The following is a 19062-nucleotide window of genomic DNA, read 5'->3' as shown; positions in this document are numbered from 1 at the left end:
AGTCTGAAACTTGTTCTAGATTAGCGTCCCGTCGTAGTCTCGCGGGACAATGCAGGCAGAAGGGGGCCCGGAGTGACCGCTGAGGCCAGTAAGGCAGGGCCCCGGCACGACCTCGCCGCCGACGGAGGGCGACCGCTCACCATCGCGCTCCTCACCTATAAGGGGAACCCGTTCTGCGGGGGTCAGGGCGTCTACGTACGGCATCTCTCGCGTGAGCTCGTCCGACTCGGACACCGCGTCGAGGTGATCGGTTCCCAGCCCTATCCGGTGCTGGACCCGGGCCACGACGACCGCCTCTCCCTCACCGAGCTGCCCAGCCTCGACCTCTACCGTCAGCCGGATCCCTTCCGGACCCCGAAGCGCGGCGAGTACCGCGACTGGGTCGACGCCCTCGAGGTCGCCACGATGTGGACCGGCGGCTTCCCCGAGCCGCTGACGTTCTCGCTGCGGGCCCGCCGCCATCTGCGCGCGCGCAGCGGTGAGTTCGACATCGTGCACGACAACCAGACCCTGGGATACGGGCTGCTGGGGGACATCGGCGCACCGCTGGTCACCACCATCCACCACCCCATCACCGTCGACCGGCAGTTGGAGCTGGACGCCGCCGAGGGACGGCGCCGCCGCTGGTCCGTGCGCCGCTGGTACGCGTTCACCCGGATGCAGAAGCGGGTCGCGCGCCGGCTGCCGTCCGTGCTCACCGTCTCCGGCACCTCCCGCCAGGAGATCGTCGACCATCTCGGCGTCCGCGACGACCGCATCCACGTCGTCCACATCGGCGCCGACACCGACCTGTTCTCGCCGGACCCCACCGTGGCCGTCGTGCCGGGCCGGATCGTGACGACGTCCAGCGCGGACGTCCCGCTCAAGGGCCTGGTCTTCCTCGTCGAGGCGCTGGCCAAGGTGCGCACCGAGCACCCGCACGCCCATCTCGTCGTCGTCGGCAAGCGCCCGCAGGAGGGGCCGGTCGCCCAGGCGATCGAGCGCTACGGCCTCGAAGGCGCCGTCGAGTTCGTCAAGGGCATCTCCGACGCCGAACTGGTCGACCTGGTCCGCTCGGCGGAGGTCGCCTGCGTGCCGTCGCTGTACGAGGGCTTCTCCCTGCCGGCCGCCGAGGCCATGGCCACCGCCACCCCGCTGCTCGCCACGACCGGCGGGGCGATCCCCGAGGTCGCCGGGCGCGACGGCGAGACCTGCCTTGCCGTGCCGCCGGGCGACTCCGGCGCGCTGGCCACGGGTCTCGGCCGGCTGCTGGGCGACCCGGAGCTGAGGGCCCGGCTCGGCGCGGCCGGACGGCAACGGGTGCTGGAGCGGTTCACCTGGGCGCGGGCCGCCGAGGGGACCGTCGCCCGGTACCGCGAGGCGATAGCCGACGGCGGTCGCCCCCGGGTCGCCGAGGCTTCCGCGGCTCCCGCCGCCCCCGCAGCCGTCGAGGTCGTCGGTGCCGGTGCCGGTGCCGACATCGACGCCGTATCCGACGCATCCGATCGCGAAAGCAGGGCCACGTGCTGACCGTCGACTTCTCCCGGTTCCCGCTCGCCCCGGGCGACCGAGTCCTGGACCTGGGCTGCGGTGCCGGGCGGCACGCCTTCGAGTGCTACCGGCGCGGCGCGCAGGTCGTGGCCCTCGACCAGAACGCCGAGGAGATCCGCGAGGTCGCCAAGTGGTTCGCGGCGATGAAGGAGGCCGGCGAGGCCCCCGAGGGCGCGACCGCGACGGCCATGGAGGGCGACGCCCTCGCCCTGCCCTTCCCGGACGAGTCCTTCGACGTCGTGATCATCTCCGAGGTCATGGAGCACATCCCGGACGACAAGGGCGTCCTCGCTGAGATGGTGCGGGTGCTCAAGCCGGGCGGCCGCATCGCCATCACCGTCCCGCGCTACGGCCCCGAGAAGGTCTGCTGGACCCTCTCCGACGCCTACCACGAGGTCGAGGGCGGCCACATCCGCATCTACCGGGCGGACGAGCTGCTGACGAAGATCCGCGAGGCGGGCCTGAGGCCGTACGGCACCCACCACGCCCACGCGCTGCACTCGCCGTACTGGTGGCTGAAGTGCGCCTTCGGCGTCGACAACGACAAGGCGCTGCCGGTGCGGGCGTACCACAAGCTGCTGGTCTGGGACATCATGAAGAAGCCCCTGGCCACCCGGGTCGCCGAGCAGGCGCTGAACCCGCTCATCGGCAAGAGCTTCGTGGCGTACGCGACCAAGCCGCACCTGCCGCGACTTGCCGAGCAGACCGAGCGGACCGCGCAGGCCGCCGGGCAGGCCCGGAAGAGCGACAAGACCCAGAAGAACGACACGAACCAGAAGACCCAGAAGACCGGGGCGGGCGCCAAGTGACGACCCCCCGGACAGAACACCTCGTCCTGCCCGGGGTCCTCACCGCCGAGCAGGCCGCCGCGACCGTCGCCGGCATCCTCGCCGTGCAGCGTGAGGACGGCGCGATCCCGTGGTTCCGTGGCCACCACCTCGACCCGTGGGACCACACCGAGGCGGCGATGGCGCTGGACGCGGCGGGTGAACACGAGGCCGCCGAGCGGGCGTACACCTGGCTGGCCCGGCACCAGAACGACGACGGTTCCTGGTTCGCGGCCTACGCGGACGGCGCCTTCGACGACGTCACCGACCGCGGGCGCGAGACGAACTTCGTCGCCTACATAGCCGTGGGCGTCTGGCACCACTACCTGTCCACCGGTGACGACACCTTCCTGGACCGCATGTGGCCGGCCGTCTACGCGGCCGTCGAGTACGTGCTGCGGCTCCAGCAGCCCGGCGGCCAGATCGGCTGGCGCCGCGAGGACGACGGCACCCCGACCGCCGACGCGCTGCTCACCGGCTCCTCCTCCGTCCACCACGCGCTGCGCTGCGCGCTGGCCATCGCGGAACAGCGCGAAGAGCCGCAGCCCGACTGGGAGTTGGCGGTGGGCGCGCTGCGGCACGCGATCCGGCGGCACCCCGAGCGGTTCCTCGACAAGGGCCGCTACTCGATGGACTGGTACTACCCGGTGCTGGGCGGCGCGCTGACCGGCGCGGAGGCCAAGTCCCGGATCGAGGCCGACTGGGAGCGGTTCGTGGTCCCGGGTCTCGGCGTGCGCTGTGTCGTCCCCAACCCGTGGGTGACGGGCGGCGAATCGGCCGAACTCGCCCTGGCCCTGTGGGTGGTGGGCGAGTCCGACCGGGCGCTGGAGATCCTTCAGTCGATCCAGCATCTGCGCGACGCGGAGTCGGGCCTGTACTGGACGGGGTTCGTGTTCGAGGACGAGGCGATCTGGCCCCAGGAGCTGACCACCTGGACCGCGGGGTCGCTGCTGCTCGCCGTGGCGGCTCTCGGCGGCCACGAGGCCACCTGCGCCGTGTTCGGCGGGGAGCAGCTGCCGAGCGGACTGACCGGGCTCGAGGCGGACTGCTGCGCCTGACCGGCGACCGGGGCGGATCCCAGGACCCGCCCCGACGCTCGACCCGGCGCCTGGCCCGGTGCCCGACTCGGCACCCGGCCCGGGATCCGTGCTAGTGGCGGTGTACGCGGTTGGCGATCGCGTGGCCGATGAACAGGTAGACGACCGCTGCGAGGCCGTACCCTGCCACCACCCGCGCCCACGCCTCGTCGAACGTGAACAGGTCACGTGACCAGCCGGCCAGCCAGTTGGCCGCGTCATGCACGAACTGGACCAGGTCGTTGCCCCGGTTGGCGTCCAGCAGGTACATGAGGATCCACAGCCCGAGGATGACGGCCATGACGTCCGCGACCACCGCTATGACCGTTCCGGCGGAGTTGGAACCACTGCGATATCGAGACATGACTTGCGTCTGGCCCCGGAATCCCGGTTGAAACGTGGAGTGTTCGCTCTCCGTGCGCCCCTGGCTATGAGTTGAGCTCCGCCAGCACCCGCAGGGTCGTCCGGTCCGGGGCGACGACCAGCAGGTCCGTCACCGGCCCCTTGCGCCAGACCTCCAGCCGCTCGGCGACACGTTCGCGCGGGCCGACCAGGGAGATCTCGTCGGCGAAGGCGTCCGGGACGGCCAGCACCGCCTCCTCGCGCCGCCCGGCGAGGAAGAGCTCCTGGACGTGCCGGGCCTCTCGCTCGAATCCCATGCGGGCCATCAGGTCGGCGTGGAAGTTGCGGGTGGCGTGGCCCATGCCGCCGATGTAGAAGCCGAGCATGGTCTTCACGGGGAGCAGACCCGCGCCGACGTCGTCACAGACGCGTACCTGGGCGAGGGGTGCGACCCGGAAGCCCTCGGGCAGCTCCGCCACCGCCGGGCCGTACGCGTCCGGCCGGTTCGGCGACCAGTACAACGGGAGCCAGCCGTCGGCGATCCGGATCGTCTGGGCGACGTTGCGCGGACCCTCGGCGCCCAGCAGCACCGGCAGTTCGGCGCGCAGCGGGTGGGTGATGGACCTGAGCGGCCGGCCGAGGCCGGTCGCGTCCGGGCCGCGGTAGGGGTGGGAGTGGAACCGGCCGTCCAGTTCCACCGGCGCCCGGCGGCGCAGCACCTGACGCACGACGTCCACGTACTCCCGGGTCGCGGTCAGCGGGGAGCCGGGGAACGGCCGCCCGTACCAGCCCTCCACCACCTGGGGGCCCGACAGGCCGAGCCCGAGGTTCATCCGGCCGCCCGAGAGATGGTCCAGGGTCAGCGCGTGCATCGCGGTGGTGGTGGGGGAGCGGGCCGCCATCTGCGCGACCGCCGTGCCCAGTTCGATCGTCGACGTGTGGGCGGCGATCCAGGTGAGAGGGGTGAAGGCGTCCGAGCCCCAGGACTCCGCCGTCCACACGGAGTCGTAGCCGAGCCGTTCCGCCTCGCGCGCCAGCTCCACGTGGTCGGGGGAGGGGCCGCGGCCCCAGTAGCCGAGCGCCAGACCGAGCCGCATGCCCGCCTCCTGACGGTGTGTCAGACAAGGGAAGGCTGCGACTGTACGACAACGGCCCCCCGCCCGGAAGGGCGAGGGGCCGTGCGGAAAGCCGCGCGGGCGAAGGCTCAGCCGCGCTGGATGCCGGAGGAGTCCCGCAGGACACCGCGGCGGCCGTCCTGGGTCTGGGCGACCAGGCCCTGGGCGCCCTGCTCGACCGCCAGGTACCAGGTGCCCGGCGCCAGTTCGGCGATCGGCGTGGGCGCGCCGTCCTCCGCGTACAGCGGACGCGGCACCGGCACGGCGAACCAGAACGGGGAGAAGTCCCCGCCCGACGGCTGCGCCGGACCCGGCTGGCCACCGCCGAACGGCGCCTGACCCGGCTGACCCTGCTGCGGCGCACCGCCGAAGGCCGACGGCTGCGGCGCGCCCGGGTAGCCGTAACCCGCGGGCGGCTGGGCGCCGTAGGGCTGCGGGGCCGCCGGCCGGGGAGCCGGAACGAGGGCGGCCTGGAGGGCGGGCACCAGCGGGGTGGCGATCGCGCCGCCGGCCAGCAGCAGCGCGGCGATCAGGCCCAGGATGAGACCGGAGCCGGTGTCCACGTCCGCGCTGCCGAAGGTGTCGCTGAACGCGCCGAGCGGGTCGATGATCGTCCAGAACGCCGTCCACGCGGCGAAGACCGTCAGAGCGACACCGAACTGCCCCAGGTCGATGCCGGCCACCTTGCGCGGCTGCGGGAGCGCGCGGGCGACGACGATCAGGGCGGCACCGATGATTCCGCCGAGATACATGCTCATTACGAGGCCGAGGTTGTCCCAGGCGTTCGGGACGTCACTGCCGGAGCCGTCGAACGTGTCCAGGAACGACGCGATGAACAGCAATACCGCTGCTCCGATCACCACGCCGTCGCCTCGAGTGAGGGAGCGGATATTCACTTCAGGTCCTTCGTCAGTCGTCTCGTCATCGGTACACGCGTACACATGTCGGTAGAGGCGTCGCTGTCACCATGTCGCCGTCAGGCCCCTGTGTGAAGCGCGGGGGTGGCCCCTCATCGTAGGGATGACACTATCGTCACCACGATCGCGCTGTCCGCAGGGATGAGCGCCCTGATCACTACCCGCGCAGGAAACTCACGATTCCCTCAGAGATCCCCTGCGCCGCCTTCTGCCGCCAGGCGCCACTGGTCAGCAGCGCCGCGTCCTTGGTATCGCGCATGTTGCCGCACTCGATGAACACCTTGGGAACCGTTGACAGATTGAGACCGCCCAGGTCCTCACGCGTGACGAGACCGGTGCCGTCGCCGACGTAGTTGGACGGTGAAGTACCCGTCGCCCGGGTGAAGTCGCCCGCGATCAGCTTCCCGAGGTCCTTCGACGGGCCGACGATCGCACGGGTGTCGGCGGCGCCCGCGTGCACCGCGCCCGGCAGGATCACGTGGAAGCCGCGCTGCCCGGCCCCGGCGCCGTCGGCGTGGATCGAGACGACCGCGTCGGCCCGCGCCGCGTTCCCGATCCGGGCGCGCTCGTCGACGCACGGGCCGAACGGCCGGTCCGCGTCCTGCGTCAGCTTCACCGTCGCGCCCTGCCGCTGGAGGATCGCGCGCAGCCGGTGGGCCACGTCCAGCGTGAACTGCGCTTCGCTGTACCCGGAGTTCGTGGACGTCCCCGTCGTGTCGCACTCCTTGCGGTGGGTGCCGACGTCCACCTTGCTGTTGATGTCGGCGGTGTGCAGGTAGTTGGTGGGGTTGTGCCCGGGGTCGATGACGACGACCTTGCCCCGGAGGGAGGCCCCGCCGGGACCGGCGGCCGGGGCGGACGCAGTGCCCGTGCCGGCACCCGTGCCCGCACCCGTCTTCCCGTCACCACCCGTGCCGCCCTCGCCGGTCGTGGCGGAGCCGAGGACGCTCGGCACGGCCCCCGCGCGGGGGCCGTCCGTCCCGCCGCTTCCTGTCCCGCCCCATGCCCCGTACGCCAGCCAGCCCAGCAGCGCTCCGGGCACGAGCGCGGCGAGCGCCACGGTCAGCGGGCGGCGCAGCGGTGAGCGGCGCGGCCGTGAGGGGCCGAAGGGGTCGGAGGGGTCGGAGGGACCGGGGTTCGAGCCTGCGTACGACACGCCTGCCACCCTAACGGCCACCCCGGCGGGGTCTCAGTGCGACGGCGTCCGGACGGATGACAGATGCCGGATGACGTGCCACGGACGGCGGACGGCGGACGGCGGACTGGGGACTGGGGACGGCGGCGGACGACGGACGGTGCCGGCCGCCGCCGGCTCAGGGGGCGGTGAAGTCGGCGATGTGGTCGGCGGCCCAGACCGTGAAGGGGCGGGCGGGGTGGCCGGTGAGTTCCTCGACGGTGCGGGTGAGGGCGACGGGCCTGCCGTCGGTGGACTCCCACCAGGCGAGGAGCGCGTCGGCGTAGGCGGCGGGGATGTGTCCGTCGGTCTGCTTCCGCCACGCCTCGGGCGTGACGTGCTCGACCGCGATGGCACGGCCGGTGACGGCGGAGAGCCGGTCGATCTGCTCGGCGAACGTCAGCGACTCGGGTCCGGTGAGGGTGAACCGCCCACCGCGGTGCCGGGGGTCGGTGAGGACGGCGTGCGCGGCCTCGGCCAGGTCCCTCTCGTGCAGGGGGTCGGTGTGGGCGCCGGGGAAGGGCAGGCCGACCGGCAGCCCGGCCCGCACGGACCAGGCCCAGGAGGCGGCGTTGGAGGCGAAGGAGCCGGGTCGCAGCAGGGTGGTGGTGATCGGGGAGTCGAGCAGCGCCCGCTCCACGGCCAGATGGGAGCCGGCCAGGAGGTCGTCCTTCGGCTCGGATCCGGGTGCGCCGAGGACGCTGGAGCTGGACAGCACCACGACATGGGTGACGCCGGCCCGGTGGGCGTGCTCGACGAACTCGGTGATGCGGTCGGGCCTCGCGTAGAGGAAGACGGAGGTGACGCCGTTCAGGGCGGCGGGGAAGGTCGCCGGGTCGGTGAGATCGAGGGCGACCGCCTCGACACCGGGCGGCGGGGTGAGGTCGGCGGGGGCGGCGGAGCCGACCCGCACGGGGATGCCGTCGGCGTGCAGGAGGGCGAGCAGCCGGGTGGCTACCGCGCCGCGGCCTCCGGTGATGAGGATCATGACGGGTCCTTCTGTGGGTGAGGGGGGTGGACGGGGTGGTTGGCGGACGGGCGGACGCGCGAACGGGTGAGCCGTCGATCGATCCTGGGGTGCCCGCGGGTGCGAGGTGCCGACGGATCGCCAGGTGCTGATGGATCGCGAGGTGCTGATGGATCGCGAGGTGCGGGCGGGCCACCAGGCGCCGGGGTCATGAGGGGCCGGCCGGTCGTGAGGCGCCGGCCCGTCACGAAATGTCGACCGGTTGCGCGGTGCCGACGGGTCGCGAGGTATCGGCGGATCACGGCGGATCGTTGAGTGTCTGATTGCGAACAACGTTCGTGGCGAACGATGTTCGTTCAGTTGATGCGCCGAGACTAGGGAGCGAACGCCGTTCGTGTCAAACAACGTTCGTCACGGCCGACGTTCGTCACGGTCGCCGTTCGTGGCGACCGGCGTTCGTGCCGGATACCCTCTCCCCGTGACCCCGCCCCCCGCGACCCCCGAGCCGATCAGCCGCCGCGCGCGGCCCGCCAAGGCCCCCCTCAGCCGTGAGGCGATCGTGCGGGCCGGGCTGGCCATCCTCGACCGTGACGGGCTGGACGCGCTGACCATGCGCCGGGTCGCCAAGGAGCTCGACACGGGTCCGGCCTCGCTCTACGTCTACGTCGCCAACCGCGACGACCTGATGGCCGCGATGCTGGACGAGGCGCTCGCCCGGGTCCCGCTCACCGCGGAGGGCTCCTGGCGGGAGCAGCTGCACGCCCTGGTCGCGGCGAGTGTCGAGGCCATGAGCCGCCATGAGGGGCTGGCCGCCGTCGCCCTCGGCGCGATCCCCACCGGCGCCAACGCCCTGCTCGTCCTCGACCGCATGCTCGCGCTGCTCAAGCAGGCGGGACTGGACGACATCACCGCCGCCTGGGCCGTCGACCTGCTGCATCTCCACAGCGCCGCGGCCGCCGCCGAGCAGAGTGCCCACCTCACCAAGGGGGGCAAGGAGGAGACCGTCGTGGCGGACGCCGATCGCCATTACGCCGCCCTGCCCGCGGAGCGCTATCCGATGATCACCGCGCTGCGGTCGGCCCTCTTCTCGGCCGGTGACCGCGACACCTGGGGCCTGGACGTGCTGCTCAGCGGCATCCTCCAGACCCCCGCCCGCTGACCGCCGCGACCGCGACCGATCGCCCGCCCCCTTCCGGCCGTCCGATCGCCGCCGTCCTCCGGCCGTCCGGGCGCCGCCCCCTTCCGGCCCCCGTGTGCCCGGGCGCCGCCCCCTTGCGGCCGCCCGTGCGCGGCCGTCTTCCGGCCGTTCCTTCAAGAGAAGCTAAAGAAAACGTTAGTACGCCAAAGCATCGGAATAGTTGCCCATGCATACAGGTTCAGCTCCCATGTAACCCACGAACGACCCGCCCCGGAGGCCCCACCTCATGACGCACACGACGACCGACAGGCCATCCCGCGAAGCGAGCGGAGCCGTCGTCCCGGTGCTCGCCTTCGCGGGCATCGTGGTCGCGGTGATGCAGACCCTGCTCGTCCCGGTCATCAAGGACCTGCCCCAGCTGCTGGGCACCGCGCCCAGCAACGCCACCTGGGTCCTGACGTCGACGCTGCTGTCGGGCGCCGTGGCCACCCCGATCATGGGCCGCCTCGGTGACCTGTACGGCAAGCGCCGCATGCTGATAGCCAGCCTCGCGGTGATGGTCGTCGGAGCGCTGGTCAGCGCCCTCACCAGCGACCTGATCACGATGATCACCGGCCGCGCCCTCCAGGGCTTCGCGATGGGCGCCATCCCGCTCGGCATCGGCCTGATGCGGGACATGCTGCCGCGCGAGAAGCTCGGCTCGGCGATGGCCCTCATGAGCTCCTCGATCGGCGTCGGCGGTGGCCTCGCCCTGCCGCTCGCGGCCCTGATCGCCCAGCACGCCGACTGGCACGCCCTGTTCTACGGCGCGGCCGCCCTCGGCGCCCTCGCCATCGCCCTCACCCTCCTCGTCGTCCCCGAGTCCCCGGCGCGCGCCGAGGGCAGCTTCGACGTCGTGGGCGCGATCGGCCTCTCCACCGGTCTGGTCCTCTTCCTGCTGCCGATCACCAAGGGCAGCGACTGGGGCTGGGCCTCCGGCACCACCCTCGGCCTCTTCGCCGCCGCGGCCGTCGTCCTCGTCCTGTGGGGTGTGATGGAGCTGCGGCTGAAGGCCCCGCTCGTCGACCTGCGCACCACGGCCCGACCCGCCGTCCTCTTCACCAACCTCGCCTCGATCATGGTCGGCGTCTCGTTCTACGTCGTCTCCCTGGTCCTGCCGCAGCTGCTCCAGCTGCCGAAGGCGACCGGCTACGGTCTCGGCCAGTCGATGGTCGTCGCCGGTCTGCTCGTCGCGCCGCTCGGCCTGACGATGATGTTCACCGCGCCCGTCTACGCGAGGCTGTCCGCCAAGTACGGCCCCAAGTTCACCCTGATCCTCGGCATGCTGATCATCGCGATCGGCTACGGCGCCGGCCTCGGCCTGATGAGCGCCGCCTGGCAGAGCCTCGTCATCGCCGTCGTCCTCGGTGCCGGTATCGGCCTGGCCTACTCCTCCCTGCCCGCGCTGATCGTCGGCGCGGTCCCGGCCTCGGAGACCGGCGCCGCCAACGGTCTCAACACCCTGATGCGGTCCATCGGCACCTCGGTGTCCAGCGCCGTCATCGGCATGGTGCTGGCCAACACCGCGAACGACGTCGGCGGCGTCGCCGTACCGACCATGCACGGCTTCCGCGTCTCCTTCCTGATCGCCACCGGCGCGGTCGCCATCGGCCTGCTCCTCGCCCTCTTCCTGCCCCGGCAGCAGCGCCCGTCGGCCGTGCCGCAGCTGCGCGCCAGCAGCGAGGAGGAAGCCAACCTGAAGCACGCCGAGGACGTCCTGAACGGCTTCCGCGGCCGGGTCCTGGACGCCGACGGCGCCCCGGTCGCCCGCGCCAAGGTCACGCTCATCGACCGCCGCGGCCGCCAGGCCGGCGCGACCCTGTCGGAGGAGGACGGGAGCTACGCCCTCGCCGTCCCCGCCCAGGGCGCCTACGTCCTCGCCGCCAAGGCCACCGGCCACGGTCCGCTGGCGAGCTCCGCGACCCACGCGGGCGACGAGCGTCCGGTCGACCTGGACCTGGCCCTGCCGGGGGAGACGGTCGACGCCTGACCCCCGCCGGGCCCGGCCCCACGGTCCGACCGCCCCGTCGCCGTCGTTTCCGCACCCCCTGTCGCCTCGGCGGCGGGGGGTGCGGCAGCATGGGCGGCCGTAAGCCCGGAGCATCCACCCGCGCGTACCGCCCCGCCCGTCCCACCCCGCACGTACCCGGAGGACCCCCATGCCCGCGGCACCCAAGCCCGAGATCCTGGCCGCGTTCGAGGCGGCGAAGGGGTTCATGCCGGTCGACGAGGGACTCGCGCTGTACGCGGCCGCCGTCGAGGCGGCCGCTCTCGGGCTGCCGCTGCTCGAGGTCGGCACCTACTGCGGGCGCTCCACGATCCTGCTCGCGGACGCGGCCCGCCAGGCCGGGGTCAGCGCGCTCACCCTCGACCACCACCGCGGCAGCGAGGAGCAGCAGCCGGGCTGGGAGTATCACGACCCGGAGACCGTCGACCCCGAGGTCGGCCTGATGGACACGCTGCCCACCTTCCGCCGGACCCTGCACCGCGCGGGCCTGGAGGAGCATGTCGTCGCCCTGGTCGGACGGTCGCCGCGCATCGCCGCGTTCTGGAACTCGCCCCTCGGCCTCGTCTTCGTCGACGGCGGTCACACCGACGAGCACGCCACCTCCGACTACGAGGGCTGGGCGCCCCATGTCGCCGAGGGCGGGCTCCTCGTCATCCACGACGTGTTCCCGGACCCGGTCGACGAGTTCACCGGCCAGGCCCCCTACCGCGTCTACCTGCGCGCCCTGGCCTCCGGGGCCTTCACCGAGGTCTCGGACACCGGCTCGCTGCGGGTGCTGCGGCGCACGGGCGCGGGCGTCTAGAGCGCCGACCGCCCGCGGCGACGGCGGTACACCGCTGCCAGGAGGACGACGGCCAGGGCGCCCGCGGCCCACGTCCAGGGGTGGCCCGGGACGCGGCGGCAGGCCGGAGCGGGCGAGGCGTCGAGCGGGATGACGGCGAGGTCGTTGGCCGGAGTGCGGTCGAACGGGTTGTACGTGCGGACCGTGCCCTCGGCGCCCGGGACCTGACGGTCGATACGGATGTGGAAGTCGATGGCGGTCGTGCCCCCTTCGTGCCGCACCTCGTAGAACCGGTCGTAGCCGATCTCGCAGACGAACGCCCCGCCGGTCCGGTCCGGCCGGTCGCAGGCCCACTTCCCGCCGTCCCCCTCGAAGGTGTACGGGATCGAGGTGACCGTGGTGCCCTCCGGCGGGACCACCTCGAAGCGGCCCGTCTCCTCGTCGCCCTGTGTCCGGCCGGGGCCGAGGTCCTCCAGTCCGAGCCGCACCTTCACCGTGTCGCCGACCCGGCCCCGCACGGTCGCGGTGACCGGACGGTAGTCGGCCTGCACGGTGGTGGTGATCCCGACCCGGCCCTGACTCTCGCCGAAGGCCTGAGCCGCCGTCCGGACCAGGGTGAGCGGCGGGCCGGTGCCGCGCACGGTGTGACCGGCCGGGCGGCTCGCGGACGACGACCAGGTGTAGGTCACCTCGCCGGTCAGGGTTCCGGGCGGGGTGAGCGTGTAGACCAGTGGCGCGCCGGTGCGGTAGGCGGCGCCCGCCGCGGCCCGGGTGGGGAAGGCACACCAGGCGGAGGTGGGCGCGGGGTCCGTGTAGAAGCAGTTGCGGTGCAGGGCGGTCAGTGTCATCCCCTCCGACACGTCGACCCTGAGGGCGACGCCCCCCTCCGTGGGGAAGCGGGTGTTGTTGGCCAGCCGCGCGGTCACGTTCGCGGACTTCCCCGGCGCCAGTCCGCTCACGCCCTTCTCCTGTCCCGGAGCGGAGAGCGTCGGGCCGCCGACGGTCATCCGGGTGGTGCCGGTGACGGTGGGCGCGTTGTCGGCGGTCGCGGTGTACGTCACCGTCCCGCTGTCGCCGGGCTCGACGCCGTCCACCCCGAGGAGGGTGAGGGGCGTGTAGCTCTCGCCGTCGCCGTTCTGCAAGGAGCCGTACGCACACGTGTAGACCGCGCCCTCGGCGGCGCACATGTCGTTGTCGCCGAGCCGGGCGACGCCCTCCAGGCCGGACGCGTCCACGACCACCCGGACGTTGCGGGCCGGTTCGCCACCCTCGCTCCGCTCGACGTGGACCGGGATCGCGAAGTCGTCGTTCGAGGCCCTGGACCCCTCGTCGGCGTGGTACATGACGTAGGTGCGCACGGTCTCGAACCGCAGCACGACCTGGTCCGGGCCGTCGGCCGAGGCGGGTGCCACGGCCGTGGCGAACAGCGCCGCGACACTCGCCGCCAGCGCGGCCGGACGCCTGAGGATCCGTATCGGTAAGGGCATGCGGGCACTATGCCAGCGGCGGTCCCGACCGCCGCGACCAGCCCGACGGCTACAGCCAGTCCGAGGGCTACAGCCAGCCCTGCTGCCGTGCCTCCCGCATCGCCTCCATGCGGTTGCGGGTGCCCGTCTTGCCGATCGCGGCGGACAGGTAGTTGCGGACCGTGGACTCCGACAGGTGCAGCCGGGTGGCGATGTCGGCGACGGTCGCGCCGTCCACGCAGGCCTTCAGGACGTCGCACTCGCGGGCCGTGAGCGGGTTCGGTCCGGCGCTCAGCGCGGCCGCGGCCAGCGCCGGGTCCACGACCGTCTCGCCGGCCAGCACCCGGCGGACGGCCGCCGCCAGCTCCTCCACCGGGCCGTCCTTGACCAGGAACCCCGAGGCCCCGGCCTCCATGGCCCGGCGCAGATAGCCGGGCCGGCCGAACGTCGTCAGGATCAGCACCCGGCAGCCGGGCGCCTGGTCGCGCAGCTCGGCGGCCGCGTCCAGGCCGCTGATGCCGGGGAGTTCGATGTCGAGGAGCGCGACGTCCGGCCGGTGGAGCAGGACCGCGTCCACGATCGCGTCGCCGGTGCCCACCTGCGCGACGACCTCGATGTCCGCCTCCAACCCCAGCAGCAGGGCCAGCGCCCCGCGCATCATGCCCTGGTCCTCCGCGAGCAGCACCCTGATGGACTTGGCGGGGCGGTGGTCGGAGGGCATCTCGTTCACGGGCCAACCCGGCATCTCGGTCACGGGCCCAGGTTAGGGCCGGCCGCCACGGACGGCACGGTGTCGACGCCGACACCGGTGCCGGTGCCGGTGCCGTCCACGGCGGGGGTGTCCGGGGGCGGTGTCGGGAGTTCCACCGGCAGTTCCGCGGTGACCGTGAAGCCGCCGCGCGGTCCCGGACCCGCCGTCAGGGTGCCGCCCGCGGCCGCCAGGCGCTCGCGCAGTCCGGTGAGCCCGGTGCCGCCGCCCGGCGCACAGCGGTCGTCACCGCCACCGCCCGTGTCGCCGCCGACTTCGCCTCGGCCTCCGCCGGTGCAGGTGCTGGTGCTGGTGTCGGTGCCGCCGTCGTCCGTCACCGTCAGCCGGACCCGCTCCGGCGTGCCCGACACCGTGATCCCGCAGTGGCTCGCGTCGCTGTGCCGGACCACGTTGGTGACCGCCTCGCGCACCACCCAGCCGAGCAGCGCCGCCGTCTTGGGGTCCGGCGGCGGTCCCGACCGGCTCACCGACGGTTCGACACCCGCCGCCGTCAGGGCCGAGCGGGCCCGGTCCAGCTCGCCGCCCAGGCTGCCCTCGCGGTAGCCGGTGACCGCCTCGCGGATCTCGGTCAGCGCCTGGCGGCCCACCGCCTCGATGTCGACGACCTGGGAGAGGGCCGCGTCCATGTCGCGCGGCGCCAGCCGCCGGGCCGCCTCCGACTTCACCACGATCACCGACAGGGTGTGGCCGAGCAGGTCGTGCAGATCGCGGGAGAAGCGCAGCCGCTCCTCCTCCACCGCCCGGCGGGCGAGTTCCTCACGGGCGGCGCGCAGCTCCCGTACGGCCTCGGAGAGGGAGAGGATCGCGGCCGTCACCATCGTCGAGATCCAGGTGGCGTAGGCGATCGTGAGCCCGTCCCAGCCGTCGCGGGCGCAGGAGACCGCGCCCGCCAGGACGGCGACGGCGGTGCCGATGGTCCGCAGCTGGGGGCCGCGCAGCACCGCGCCCGTCGCGAGGCCGAACAGCGGGAGGAAGAGCAACCAGCTCCCGCCGTAGCCGAGGGCGAGTCCGCAGGTCACGACACCCAGCGCCACCAGCGCCAGCCGCGTGGAGGCCGCCTCGCGGGTCTCCTTCACGAAGGCGCGGAAAGAGACGTAGACGTAGAGCGAGTTGAACGTCAGCAGGCCCAGGCCGCCGATCCACGGGTCGGCGTCGCCCTGGAAGAGGTTGGAGAACGCGCCCATCCCCATCAGCAGCCACGGCAGCAGGGAGAACCCGCTGGCCGGCGGACCCGGGTCCTCGGTGATCCGCCCGGCCCGCCGGGCGCTCCGGTACTCGGCCTTGCAGCGCTCCTTGTCCGCTCTCCACTGCCGACGGCGCTCCCGTGCCGTACGCAGCGCCGAGCGCCAGGAGTCCCGGCGGCGGGCCGCCGCGCGGCGCCGTTCCTCGAACGACCTGGTCATGTGTCCGTCCCCCGTTCCCGCGTGTCCACTGCCCGTGCTCGACGGTCCACCGCGGCCCCGCCGTGCGTGCCACGGGCGGTCCGCCGGTCCTCGACGCTACGGTTCCGGGCCCGCGAGCGGCAGTGCCGGAAGTACGCGGTCGGGCAGGACAAATGTCACCGGCACCCGTTTCTGACATGCCGTCAGGTGTCTTCACAACTTCCGGGGCCTGGGCTATACAGGGGGTCGCCGCACTGGAACGCGTTCTAGATCGGTTCTGGCTCGGGCGGGTTCCGCGGCCCCGTGACGGCCTCGGTGCGGCCGATCGGTGCGGACGGCCGTGCCGAGGTCTTGGAACGACGCGATCGATCCGATCGATCCGAGCGATCAGGAGCTCCATGCCCATCGACGCAGCCAAGGCACTCGCCGCCGAACCGCGGACCGGCGAGATCACCTGGGACCGCCGGGACGTCCAGCTGTACCACCTCGGCATCGGCGCGGGCCGTCCGGCCACCGACCCCGACGAACTGCGCTACACGCTGGAGTCGCGGCTCCACGTCCTGCCGAGCTTCGCCACCGTCGCCGGCTCCGGCTCGCCCGGCGTGATCAGCGGACTGTCCATGCCCGGTGTCGAGGTCGACCTCGCCCGCGTCCTGCACGGCGGCCAGCGCCTGGAGATCCACCGACCCATCCCGGTGACGGGCCGGGCGACCGCCACCGGACGCATCGCCGCCGTGTACGACAAGGGCAAGGCCGCCGTCCTCGTCATGCGCACCGAGGTCGCCGACGCGGACGGGCCGCTGTGGACCAACGACGCCCAGATCTTCGTCCGGGGAGAAGGCGGCTGGGGCGGCGACCGGGGCCCCTCCGCCCGGCTCGACCCGCCCGCCGGTGAGCCCGGCAAGGTGGTCGAGCGGACCGTCCGCGAGGACCAGGCCCTGCTCTACCGCCTCTCCGGCGACTACAACCCGCTGCACGCCGACCCGGAGTTCGCGAAACTCGCCGGGTTCGACCGGCCCATCCTGCACGGCCTGTGCACCTACGGCATCACGCTCAAGGCGGTCGTCGACACGCTGCTCGACGGCGATGTGAGCCGGGTGCGCGGCTACGCCACGCGCTTCGCCGGGGTGGTGTTCCCGGGGGAGACCCTGCGGATCCGCATGTGGCGCGGTGACGGTGCGGTCCGGGTGGCCGTCAGCGCCGTACAGCGGGACGACGCCCCGGTCCTCGCCGACACACTCGTCGAACACTCCTGAGCCAGCCTGAACGCGCCTGAACGCGCCTGAACGCGCCGAAGGAACCCGCAACGAGCCGAAGGGACCCGGGAGGCGCCGGAAGAGCCCGCAACGAGCCGAAGGAACCCGGACCGTCCGAAGGGCCGGACCGTTCGAAGGGACCCGGACCGTCGGGATGATCCGGACGACCTGAACCACCGTCGGCAGCAGCCGAATTCACCTCCAGAACCGCCCAGCATCCGAGGGGACCCGAGGGGAGCCGCACCATGCGCGCAGCCGTACTGCACGAGATCGGCCAGGAAAAGCTGGAGGTCCTCGACGACGTCGAGGCGGTGGGCTTCGGCCCCGGACGGGTCCGGATCCGGGTACGGGCCACGGGCCTGTGCCACTCGGACCTGTCCGCGATGAGCGGCGTGCTCCCGCAGCCCGCCCCGTTCGTGCCCGGTCACGAGGGTGCGGGTGAGGTCCTGGAGGTGGGCGAGGGCGTCACCCGGGTGAAGCCCGGTGACCGGGTCGTCGTCTGCTGGCTGCCGGCCTGCGGAGCGTGTCCCGCGTGCAAGCGGGGCCAGACCGAACTGTGCCTGGCCGGGTTCATGAACGCCGGCACACCCAACTTCCGTCGCCCCGGCGGCGATGTCTTCGGCTTCGCCGGCACCGGGACCTTCGCCGAGGAGGTCGTGGTCGACGCGGGCTGCGCGGTCCCGATCCCCGACGACGTCCCCTTCGACATCGCCGCGCTGATCGGCTGCGGAGTGACCACCGGCCTGGGCGCCGCCCTCAACACGGCCGACGTGGAGGCCGGTTCGTCGGTCGCCGTCATCGGCTGCGGAGGCGTCGGCATCTCCGCGATCCAGGGCGCGCGGCTCAAGGGCGCCGCCGAGATCGTCGCCGTCGACCCGGTCGCCTCGCGCCGGGAGGCCGCCCTCGCCTTCGGCGCCACGAAGGCCGTCTCACCCGACGAGCTGCCCGACGCGAAGCAACTGGTCACCGCGGGCGAAGGGTTCGACTACGTCTTCGAGGTCGTCGGACGCTCCGCCACCGCCCGCACCGCGTACGACAACACCCGGCGCGGCGGCACCCTCGTCGTCGTCGGCGCGGGCGCCCTGGACGACCACCTCCAGCTCAACATGTTCGAGCTGTTCTTCGACGAGAAGCGGATCCTGCCCTCGATGTACGGCGGCGGCGACGTCCTGCGCTCCTACGAGCGGACGATCGGCCTGTGGCGGGCCGGCCGGATCGACCTGTCGGGCCTGATCACCCACCGCGTGGCGCTCACCGAGATCAACGAGGCACTGGACCAGATGCGTACCGGGGCGGCGCTCCGTACCTGCATAGAGATCTGAGGGGGCCGTCCGATGGCACTGCCACTCGAGGGGCTGGCCGCGATCGTCACCGGCGCCGGGCGCGGGCTCGGCCGGGCCGAGGCGCTGGAGCTGGCGCGGCTGGGCGCGGCCGTCGTCGTCAACGACTACGGGCAGTCCGGCCGGGACGGGTCGGGCGAGGCGTCGGCCGGGCCCGCCGAGGAGGTGGCGCGGGAGATCCGGTCGGCCGGCGGCACCGCGCTCGCCCACACCGGGGACGTCGCCGACTTCGCACAGGCCCGCCAGCTCGTCGAGTTGGCGATCGGCGAGTTCGGCAAACTGGACATCCTGGTCAACAACGCGGGCATCCTGCGCGACCGCATGGTCTTCTCGATGGCCGAGGACGAGTGGGACTCGGTGATCCGGGTCCATCTGAAGGGGCACTTCAACACGACCCGCTTCGCCGCCGCCCACTGGCGCGACCGCTCCAAGGCGGCGGGCGCCGCGGTGTACGGGCGGATCGTGAACACCTCCTCGGAGGCGTTCCTGGCGGGCTCGGCCGGGCAGCCCAACTACGCCGCCGCCAAAGGGGGAATCGTCGGACTGACGACGTCCACGGCGCTCGCGCTCGCCAAGTACGGGGTGACGGCCAACGCCATCTGTCCGCGCGCCCGCACCAGGATGACGGAGGACGTCTTCGCCGGTTTCGCACCACCGGACGTGGGCCTCGACCCGCTGGCGCCCGAGCATGTGGCCCCGCTGGTCGGCTATTTGGCCTCGCCCGCCGCCGCCCGGATCAACGGACAGCTGCTCGTCGCGCACGGCGGCATGGTCGCCGTCGTCGAACGGCCGCGGGTACGGGCGAAGTTCGACAGCAAGGAGGACGTGTTCGACCACGAGGAGCTGGACGCCGTCCTCGGCGCGCACTTCGCGGACCGGCCCCGGGACGAGACGTTCGCCGCGGCGGAGGTACTGGGGCTGCGACGGGGCCAGGA

Annotated in this window: 17 protein-coding genes; 9 read left to right on the top strand and 8 right to left on the bottom strand. The window is 72.9% G+C overall.

Annotated features, from left to right (window positions below):
- The first annotated feature begins 72 nt into the window (after positions 1-72).
- The 3 genes from AOQ37_RS30605 to AOQ37_RS30595 are packed head-to-tail and all read left to right on the top strand — an operon-like array spanning position 73 to position 3415.
- Positions 73-1509 (top strand): glycosyltransferase family 4 protein, encoded by a 1437-nt coding sequence (locus AOQ37_RS30605; RefSeq protein ID WP_062649081.1) that lies wholly within the window; start codon positions 73-75, stop codon positions 1507-1509.
- Positions 1503-2339, top strand: a complete 837-nt coding sequence (locus AOQ37_RS30600; RefSeq protein ID WP_062649079.1) for a class I SAM-dependent methyltransferase — start codon at positions 1503-1505, stop codon at positions 2337-2339. Before AOQ37_RS30605 ends, AOQ37_RS30600 begins: the two co-directional genes overlap by 7 nt.
- Positions 2336-3415: a prenyltransferase/squalene oxidase repeat-containing protein gene (locus AOQ37_RS30595; RefSeq protein ID WP_062649077.1), complete on the top strand. Its 1080-nt coding sequence runs from the start codon at positions 2336-2338 to the stop codon at positions 3413-3415. The genes AOQ37_RS30600 and AOQ37_RS30595 overlap by 4 nt, the downstream gene beginning before the upstream one ends.
- Positions 3416-3506: 91 nt before the next feature.
- On the opposite strand, the gene AOQ37_RS30590 is transcribed toward AOQ37_RS30595, so the two are convergent.
- The 5 genes from AOQ37_RS30590 to AOQ37_RS30570 all read right to left on the bottom strand — a co-directional run bounded on the left by AOQ37_RS30590 (position 3507) and on the right by AOQ37_RS30570 (position 7969).
- Positions 3507-3797, bottom strand: a complete 291-nt coding sequence (locus AOQ37_RS30590) for a hypothetical protein (protein WP_054238057.1) — start codon at positions 3795-3797, stop codon at positions 3507-3509.
- Between the two features lie 64 nt (positions 3798-3861).
- Entirely contained in the window at positions 3862-4872 is a 1011-nt protein-coding gene (locus AOQ37_RS30585) for an LLM class F420-dependent oxidoreductase (RefSeq protein ID WP_062649075.1), read from the bottom strand.
- Positions 4873-4979: 107 nt separating this feature from the next.
- Complete coding sequence (locus AOQ37_RS30580; RefSeq protein ID WP_078890425.1) at positions 4980-5786, bottom strand: DUF5336 domain-containing protein; 807 nt, start codon at positions 5784-5786, stop codon at positions 4980-4982.
- A gap of 178 nt (positions 5787-5964) precedes the next feature.
- The gene (locus tag AOQ37_RS30575) at positions 5965-6963 is read right to left on the bottom strand and encodes an N-acetylmuramoyl-L-alanine amidase (protein WP_062649071.1); all 999 of its coding nucleotides are present in this window, start codon (positions 6961-6963) and stop codon (positions 5965-5967) included.
- Between the two features lie 157 nt (positions 6964-7120).
- Positions 7121-7969, bottom strand: a complete 849-nt coding sequence (locus AOQ37_RS30570; protein ID WP_062649069.1) for an NAD(P)H-binding protein — start codon at positions 7967-7969, stop codon at positions 7121-7123.
- Positions 7970-8426: 457 nt separating this feature from the next.
- Here AOQ37_RS30570 and AOQ37_RS30565 point away from each other — a divergent pair, with 457 nt between their 5' ends.
- The 3 genes from AOQ37_RS30565 to AOQ37_RS30555 all read left to right on the top strand — a co-directional run bounded on the left by AOQ37_RS30565 (position 8427) and on the right by AOQ37_RS30555 (position 11935).
- Positions 8427-9107 carry a TetR/AcrR family transcriptional regulator gene (locus tag AOQ37_RS30565; protein WP_062649066.1) on the top strand — a complete coding sequence of 227 codons (681 nt, stop codon included), beginning with the start codon at positions 8427-8429 and terminating at the stop codon, positions 9105-9107.
- A 265-nt stretch (positions 9108-9372) separates the two neighbouring features.
- A complete protein-coding gene (locus tag AOQ37_RS30560) occupies positions 9373-11115 on the top strand; it encodes an MFS transporter (protein ID WP_062649064.1) in 1743 nt (580 codons plus the stop codon).
- A gap of 169 nt (positions 11116-11284) precedes the next feature.
- Positions 11285-11935, top strand: coding sequence for a class I SAM-dependent methyltransferase (locus AOQ37_RS30555; protein WP_062649062.1), 651 nt, complete (start codon positions 11285-11287; stop codon positions 11933-11935).
- Here the strand turns inward: AOQ37_RS30555 and AOQ37_RS30550 are convergent.
- From AOQ37_RS30550 to AOQ37_RS30540, 3 genes are all read right to left on the bottom strand, one after another.
- Positions 11932-13401 carry a hypothetical protein gene (locus AOQ37_RS30550; protein ID WP_062649061.1) on the bottom strand — a complete coding sequence of 490 codons (1470 nt, stop codon included), beginning with the start codon at positions 13399-13401 and terminating at the stop codon, positions 11932-11934. The genes AOQ37_RS30555 and AOQ37_RS30550 overlap by 4 nt on opposite strands.
- Before the next feature lie 67 nt (positions 13402-13468).
- Positions 13469-14101: a response regulator transcription factor gene (locus AOQ37_RS30545; RefSeq protein ID WP_062649507.1), complete on the bottom strand. Its 633-nt coding sequence runs from the start codon at positions 14099-14101 to the stop codon at positions 13469-13471.
- A gap of 29 nt (positions 14102-14130) precedes the next feature.
- Positions 14131-15552 (bottom strand): sensor histidine kinase, encoded by a 1422-nt coding sequence (locus AOQ37_RS30540; protein WP_078890424.1) that lies wholly within the window; start codon positions 15550-15552, stop codon positions 14131-14133.
- A gap of 377 nt (positions 15553-15929) precedes the next feature.
- Here AOQ37_RS30540 and chsH3 point away from each other — a divergent pair, with 377 nt between their 5' ends.
- From chsH3 to AOQ37_RS30525, 3 genes are all read left to right on the top strand, one after another.
- Entirely contained in the window at positions 15930-16787 is an 858-nt protein-coding gene (chsH3, locus tag AOQ37_RS30535; RefSeq protein WP_062649059.1) for an enoyl-CoA hydratase ChsH3, read from the top strand.
- A 245-nt stretch (positions 16788-17032) separates the two neighbouring features.
- Positions 17033-18109, top strand: a complete 1077-nt coding sequence (locus tag AOQ37_RS30530) for a Zn-dependent alcohol dehydrogenase (protein ID WP_062649057.1) — start codon at positions 17033-17035, stop codon at positions 18107-18109.
- 12 nt (positions 18110-18121) lie between these two features.
- The coding region (locus AOQ37_RS30525; RefSeq protein WP_062649055.1) for a 3-oxoacyl-ACP reductase at positions 18122-19062 on the top strand (941 nt) is incomplete at its 3' end.

The organism is Streptomyces maremycinicus, from assembly GCF_001184025.1.
Lineage (GTDB): Bacteria > Actinomycetota > Actinomycetes > Streptomycetales > Streptomycetaceae > Streptomyces > Streptomyces maremycinicus.
This window is presented reverse-complemented; position numbering and strand designations above follow the sequence as displayed.